This window comes from Schlesneria sp. (assembly GCF_036405755.1).
Lineage (GTDB): Bacteria > Planctomycetota > Planctomycetia > Planctomycetales > Planctomycetaceae > Schlesneria > Schlesneria sphaerica.
Genome location: NZ_DASWWZ010000010.1, coordinates 1 through 6,709, shown reverse-complemented (window position 1 = coordinate 6,709; position 6,709 = coordinate 1). Strand labels below are relative to the sequence as shown.

The window sequence follows — 6,709 nt, the reverse complement described above, 5'->3', positions numbered from 1 at the left end:
CAGCTCAAATTCCCTTTTTCTCCGCCTGTTGTATCGACGAGAATTCGGCGAGGACGAAGGACGACCGAGGGGACTTTGACATGACCCGAGACGACTGTGAGCGGGCAATCGGCTGGCGGGTTCTGATGAACGAACAGCTTTTCACACAGCCACTGGGGCCGGTTCAGTGTGAAATCTTTCTCATGCAGAATCCGCAATTGGACTTTGAACGGCATGGTGGGATCGAGGCCCGCATGCACAAACAGCAACTCGGGATGTTCAACACACCACGGCAGTGTTGACAGCAGTTCGCGATGCTCGGCGGGAATCTTCGCGGCGAGATCTTCGAGGTTTCCGACCTCTGCCCCATACGAAGCAAAAGTGGATTCTGCGTTATAAAAAGTCGTCCATCGTTTGCCCCAGGAAGAGGCTTCACTCCCCGAGAGCCAGCCTAGTGCCGAGCACATGGCGAACTCGTGATTGCCCATGATGGCTGTCGTCGCTGGATGCTCGGCCATGAAATCCAGGACCATGTCGATCACCCCTTTCGAGTCGGGGCCCCGGTCGACGAAATCACCGATAAAGACCACCCAGCGATTCTGGAAACCGGGTGTCTGTCGCAAGCGGTCGAGGACAACTTCCAGCTTATCGGCCTGGCCATGCAGGTCACCAATGACGGCAATCGGACCTTGAATCTTCGTCTTCCACTGAATCGTCATGCACTTTCGACCTGCAATGAAACCCGGATTCATCCCAGCCAGTGTGGACCAGGATGGTCAGCTCTGCCCAACGACCTGCTGGTCATCGCGCAAGATCCTTCATTCTCAAAAAGGGGGCATCCGCTGGAACGGCTTTGCACAGGGCAAACCTGTGCCGGCAGGAGATATCTCCCGCTGGCACGAGTTGTTGAAGCGGTGCCCGCCCGGCAGTTTCGCGCTTGGCCGCACGGTATCTTAGTTTCACCTGAATACAGACCGCCGTCAACGCAATCTTTTCCCAACTTCAGGATCCAGCGCCAATGCCTGTTGCATGGTGCTGTTCGCTTTTTCGACGAGGCCCTGTTCGGCGAGGACTTTGGATTTGGCGTAATAGGCTTCGGCGACATTCGGGTCGACCCGTCGCGACAACGCAAAATTCTCAATCGCCCGGTCGTAGTCTTTCAGGCTGAGGAACACATCACCCAAAACGGAATAGGCACCCTCGGTCGGTTCAATTGCCAGACAGGCCTCGGCGTCGGATCGGGCTTCGCTGATCGACTTGCGGCGCAAGTGGAGTTCGGCCCGAGCCGTCAACGCAGCGGTCGCACGAGGATTGAGCTTCAGCGCCTGATTCAGATCCTCGAGGGCTCTGGATTGGTCGTTCACCTGCAGATAGTGATGTGCCCGCTGAGTCAGTTCGATGACCGGCTCCGCGGTGCTCGCGATAGCCGAGTTCAGTTGATGCAGTTGCACCAGCCACACAAGTTTCTTCTCGTCCGCCATGGCTTTGTCGATGGCGCCCTGCCGATAGTAGACCTCGCTGCGGTGCTGGTAGTACTTAGGGTTGAGCGGGTCCAGCATCATTGCCTGAGTGAAATCGATGATGGCGTTTTCAAAGTCACCGACCCGCGCTCTTAGCAGACCACGGTTGTTGTACGCGTTGACGTACTGAGAATCGAACTGGATCGCCGCATTGAAGTCATTTAGCGCGTTCTCAATCTGGCCTGATTCCAGCTCCGCAAATCCGCGATTGTTGTAGGCGTCGACATATTGCATCTCGAGTTCAATCGCCTTGCTAAACTGCGTGATCGCCTCTTCATATCGTTGTTGAGCGATATAGACGAGACCACGGTTATTGTAGGCGTTGGTAAACCTGGGAGCTCGCTGCGTGGCTTGCTCGAAATCGGCAATCGCTTCGTCGAACTTTGACATGCTCAACGAGACGAAGCCGCGGTTGTTGTAGAGACGAGCGTCCTCTGGATTGAGCTTGATGGCCTGATTGAGATCCGCCAGGGCACCTTCATTGTTTCCACTACGATGGAAAGCGGTCGCCCGCAACGAGTAGAGAGTTTCGTCCTTCGGCCGTTGGTCGATCATCCCACTGAGTGCACGAATGGCACCATTCAGATCGCCACTTTGAAAGTAGGAAACGACTTCGGGAGGAAGTTCCAGATCCTTGGGGGCCTCGTCGTTCACTGTCGTCTTCGTTGTTGCACTACCGCATCCAACGGCAAAGGCCAGCATCAGCATCCATGCTATTCGTCGCATTTTTCGGCACTCCTCGCCATAGACAGAAATGAGAAGCCGTCGTGCGCCGCTTGTAATCGCGATGCCAAAATCGGTCAATCCCGGGTTGAAACCGTAACTCATCTGTTACAGGGATCTTGGGCTGAAATGGAGGGCGCCGCAGTCCGCAGAAACTGGCTAACTCTGTGTTCAGAACCGCTCTTACGAGTTCCAGAGCTGTTCTGAGCTTCGGATCACTCGACGACCCGCAAGCTTGAATCCCGACCCAGAATACGAGCGAACGACTGACGCGTGGCAAAGTCGGCGCACCACAAGAACCGCTGAGGCGTTACCGCAGCCGGGTTCCCCTGTTGGTTGGCGGCAGACGGGATCGTCGATTGCAATCACGACTGCAATCAGGACTGTGTTCCCTGGGACGAAGAGCGAGAGACGGGGGAGGAAGCCAACGGGATGTTGACCGAAGACATCCTCCGGTGATCAGTTCCCGTCTCCTTCTGGTGCGTCGACGGGCACACGGGAACGGCTACGTTCGCCGGGGCCGTCGCTGATTTTTCGTCACGCCTGGGTCGGTTCAGCCAGAGGTTTCGTCGCGGCGATGGCGAGCGTGATCCAGCCGATGAGGAAGGCGACACCTCCGAAGGGCGTGACCGCGCCCCATTTGGTCACGCCCGTGAGAGTCAGCACGTAGAGACTGCCCGAAAAGAGCAGGGTTCCTGTGGTGAATGACCATGCCGCAATGCAGGCTGCGCGGGAAGGCCGTCGTTGCATGACCAGGCCGGTCGCGATTAGGGCCAAGCCGTGAAACATCTGATACTCGGCACCCGTTTTGAAATCGTTCAAAAACTTGCTGGCCAGCGGTACTGTCTGGCCCGCCACAGTACGGGTCCCTCCGTCGTACTTTCGTGCGAACACCTGATCGAGAAAGTGAGCGGCGAAGGCTCCCATCCCCACCGACAGACCACAAATCAGTGCTCCCAATGCAATCCAGCGTGATCCGGCCATGATACTTTTTTGCGCTTTCCGTAGGTGTTCGTAAGTCAGGCAAGGGATGCAGCGACTTCCCTCGATGCGGTCATCGTAACGCGGAGATTCCGTCGGTGCGAATCGATGCAGTCGATTGCGGGGACCACACTGCCGCGAGCGCGACCGGGGACCTTCGGCCGCGTCGCTCATCTGGCTTTACTTCGCCCCTGCCGCGTGAGTGCTGCACGGGAAGTTTAAGCAACGAACTTTCGCACGGAACTATTTCGCTTGGCCACTGGACTTCAGTGTGAAGCGAGTGAAGACAGCACTTCCCGATGATGTGGGCATCTCTGCCCGAAGGGTGAAGTTCCCCCCCGTGACGTTTCCGGTACCGATCGTTCCGGTGTAGGACAATGTCCACTCATCTGAATCCTCTTTTGCGATCAGGTAGTAAGCCTTGTCACCTTTTCGTACCAGACGGAACCGACCTGAGGGGGCATCGTACTCTCCGTGGGTGTAAGTCCAGTCGTACTTGTCACCCGCATGATTTCCCAGCCCGGTGTAGGATGTGAGAATTCCGTTTGGCGCCCGACGGATCCCTGACATCATCTGGTGCGTATTCGCTGGTGCATTGAACGGTCCCCCGATATCCGCGAAGAGTTCAATTCGGGGAATTTGCCAGTCCTGCTGTTCGGTTCGCGATTCGAAAGTGCGGTAGTCCAGCGTCAGTTCAAAGTCACCGGTGAGGTTGGCGTCCCAGAGAAACCCGCAGCCAATTCCCTCAGCAGGTGCATTTTCTCCACGAATGATCTTGAGTCCATCGTCACGGGTTTCCACTGCATTGGGTGTCACTTTACCCGTCGGCTTGAGCGACGACGGCATTGGACTACGAAAATCCCAATCAATCCACGTCTGCAATTCGCCCTCAGCGAATTGGAACGGCTTGGGACCCATGTCCGCCAGTTCCTGTTCCCGAAGCGACGGCAATGTGCGTGGCCAGTCTCCCCGATAGACAACATTCTTCACCCGGACGTCGGTCTGGTCGGCGTAGTGGAACAGGCCGAACTGTCGTTGATTTGTCAGTTCCACCGGCGACTCGTACACCTCGACATCATTTAACCTGATCGAGACGGTATTGCCCGTCAGCGTCAATTGCAGGCGATTCCAGTCATTCGGCTTGAAGGGAAGATTCGCGGGGCCGCGTCGCTCTGCAGAAATCACGGTGGTATTGGTGGGTGTAAGTGCTGAGGTTTCCCATTGCCCATCCGTCAGCCAATGCACTTTGATGCCGTCGGGATCCAGCAGAAACGACTTCCGACCGATGGCAGGGTGAACCAAGGTTTGCCCGGGGACGTAGAAAAAATCGTAACTCACGACGGAATCTTCGATCAGCGGACGGTGGTATCGCAGTAGACTCTGTCGCGCCCGGTCTGGGATCGTTTCAAACTTGCGACCTTGAATTTCACCGTTTTCCAGTACCCAGGCAAGTTGTGAAGTATTGGGGTTTTGCTCGTTAGCCGACATCGGATCGTGGTACATGCCGGCCGTCCATCCGGTCAGTTTGTTCCCGGACGACAATTTCAGTTCCTCGGGAATGGTCGGTTCCCCTTTGATCCGGACCAGCTTCGCCCCTCCGGAAAATGTGCCCCAGCTCATCAGCGCTACCCAGGGGTCGGGATGATCTGGTAGAGCTTGCTCGAAGACAAACCGATCATTCAGGTAGTACTTTGATCGGCCCGGTTCGACAACCAGTTTCAGTCGACACCATTCGTTGAATTCCAGAGTCGGTTCGATCTTGGGACTCGACCAGTTGCCAGTCAGGTTGCCCAAATCGACGACTGTTTTGGTGTATTGAGGACCGACCCACTGCGTGTTGTACATCAGTCGAATTTCCCTCCATCCGTACGTCGACACTTCGGCATCGACCGTGAAGGAACCTGTCAGGGGGGACTGGAAGTACAAGTAGTCGTGACCATATCCCGCCAGATGAGAAACCCCCTGATCGTGGAACAGCCAGCGTGGAACAGGACCTCTGCCATGTGCGTCGGCCCATTCGATCGAAACGGGAGTCCACTGCCCCTTAGGTGAGGCTGCTCCCGGGGGTGGGAACTGGTTCCTTTCCACCAAAGCCCGGCACTGATCTCGCAACCCGGTGACGCGGGCATCCCACGCCTCCCCGAGACTTCTCTTGTGCTGCTGGTCGACCAGCAGGTTGAGAAGAGGCAATGTCACCCCGCGAAGTTCCGCATACCGGGTCGCTTCGTTACTCACCAGTAACTCTGGCCATCGATCGACGACGGAAGCATCTTCAGGGAGGGCCTGCGCGAGTTCATGCAATTGCGGAATCAAGGCCGCGGCCTGTCCCAGATCCTCAGCGGCGATCGAAATCAGAATCTGAAGTGCCAGCTTTGATCGGACCGCTACAGGGGTCCGGGCAGGCGCGTCAGTCACCCGTTTCGAAAGTTCATTCAGTTGGTTCTTCTGTTTTGCCAGATCCACCAGATCCAGGGCGGGGGCGAACAGATCCCCTCCTGGCCTTTGCCGGCGGAAGGTCAACGGACTGGAGCCGGAGTCGTTTGTGAAGCGTGCTACCAGCTGATTCGTGCCGGTCAAATTGGTGTCGGATGTGAAACTTCCGTACAGGCGGAATGTCCGATGATCGTCACCGGCCAGGACCCAGTCTGCCAGGCGTTCATACCGCGCCTCTTCCGGAAGCGAGCGGAAGTGATTCAGCCGTTGATCCAATCCATTAAAGTGAAACTTTTCTTCGATGGACTGGCTCAGTGCCTGTCTTTCTTCTCGCGTTCGCGGCTGAGTCGTCGCCAGAAGGTTGCCCAGCATGTCTGACGTGACAGTCTCGGGCCAGTCCCCTTTCAGGACGACATTCCGGACCCGCACAGAGGAAGATCGCTTATCATGATAAAAGCCGAACTGTCGTGAATTATCGGATTCCAGCCGTCGCTCGGCGACAACGCTGCCGTTGAGCATGACGGAAAGGAGGTCGCCATTGAGCGTGAGGTTGACGGAGTTCCAGTCCTGCGGTTTCAAACTCACTCGACCGCGCTGCATGTTCTCTTCGGTCAGTACATTGCTTGCATCAAGTCCCGCGTAGCCTTCCTCGATGGAGTTCCCCTCCGTCATCCAGTGTAAGTGCACGCCACGCTCGTCAAACAGGAATGCAAGGCGATCCATCGCCGGGGCCACGTTGATACCGGCGACTCCCGGTTCGTACCAGAATTCGTAGTCAATCGTTTCTCCCTCCAGCAACGGACGGTCGTAGTAGATCCGGCTCTGTAAGACGCCTGGGCTCCCCAGTCCGGAGAAGGGGAGATAGCGTCCGTGAAGTTCTCCCTCTCGGGCGGACCAGTCAGGATCGGTGATTTTGGCGAGAGGTTCTCCGTTATTACCTTCCATGACGTGGTCAGGATGGCGGAAGGGACGCGTTTCTCCATAGAAGTCGCTGTCCCACCCAAGTAGGGAATCTTTTTCGATCAACGTCACTTGCCGGGGAATGACCGGGTTTCCGGTGATCTTCAAGTTGG

4 protein-coding genes are annotated in these 6,709 nt (G+C 56.6%); all 4 read right to left on the bottom strand.

The features are described from left to right. On the bottom strand, positions 1–698 hold a 698-nt coding region (locus VGE80_RS00340; RefSeq protein ID WP_440591265.1), incomplete at its 3' end, for a metallophosphoesterase. Positions 699–959: 261 nt separating this feature from the next. Next, on the bottom strand, positions 960–2,225 hold the full coding sequence (locus tag VGE80_RS00335) for a tetratricopeptide repeat protein (protein WP_440591264.1): 1,266 nt from the start codon (positions 2,223–2,225) through the stop codon (positions 960–962). A gap of 534 nt (positions 2,226–2,759) precedes the next feature. Next, positions 2,760–3,206 (bottom strand): DUF423 domain-containing protein, encoded by a 447-nt coding sequence (locus VGE80_RS00330; RefSeq protein WP_440591263.1) that lies wholly within the window; start codon positions 3,204–3,206, stop codon positions 2,760–2,762. A gap of 240 nt (positions 3,207–3,446) precedes the next feature. Further along, positions 3,447–6,709, bottom strand: a 3,263-nt coding sequence (locus VGE80_RS00325) for a DUF1583 domain-containing protein (protein ID WP_440591262.1), incomplete at its 5' end; no start/stop codon positions are given.

Excerpts from the sequence above, each read along its gene's own strand:
- VGE80_RS00330 (WP_440591263.1), bottom strand. The coding sequence starts at position 3,206 with ATGGCCGGATCACGCTGGATTGCATTGGGAGCACTGATTTGTGGTCTG.
- VGE80_RS00335 (WP_440591264.1), bottom strand. The coding sequence starts at position 2,225 with ATGCGACGAATAGCATGGATGCTGATGCTGGCCTTTGCCGTTGGATGC.